This is a genomic window from Mesorhizobium sp. M3A.F.Ca.ET.175.01.1.1 (assembly GCF_004791945.1).
In the GTDB taxonomy this organism is placed as follows: Bacteria; Pseudomonadota; Alphaproteobacteria; order Rhizobiales; family Rhizobiaceae; genus Mesorhizobium.
Map to the genome: position 1 here is coordinate 1 of NZ_SRTP01000350.1, position 295 is coordinate 295.

General features: G+C 60.0%; 1 protein-coding gene. It reads right to left on the minus strand.

The features are described 5' to 3' along the window. Positions 1 to 189 (minus strand): TadE/TadG family type IV pilus assembly protein (locus EN818_RS31950; protein WP_245521446.1); only part of this gene is annotated, 189 nt, incomplete at its 3' end. Positions 190 to 295: the final 106 nt, after the last annotated feature.

Below are 295 nucleotides of genomic sequence, written 5' to 3' on the forward strand. Positions count from 1 at the left end.
CGCGCCCGGGGTCGAGGTTGGGGCGGCGGTCGTAAGCGCGCCCGCGACCGGGTCGGAAACAGCGGCGAGCCTGGCGCCAACCTGCACAGCCTTGGTCGCGGCATTCCACTGGAAGAAAGCATACCCGAAGTCGACGAAGCCGAGAGTGAGCATAAGCAGCAGCGTCATGGAGATGGCCATTTCGACCATCGTCGCTCCGTCTTCCGACTTTATGAATCGCTTCAGCATCATCAAAATCGGATCAACCGCTCCTGATGGCTGGCGGAAAGTGTGATGCTGGTAATGTTGAGTAGGG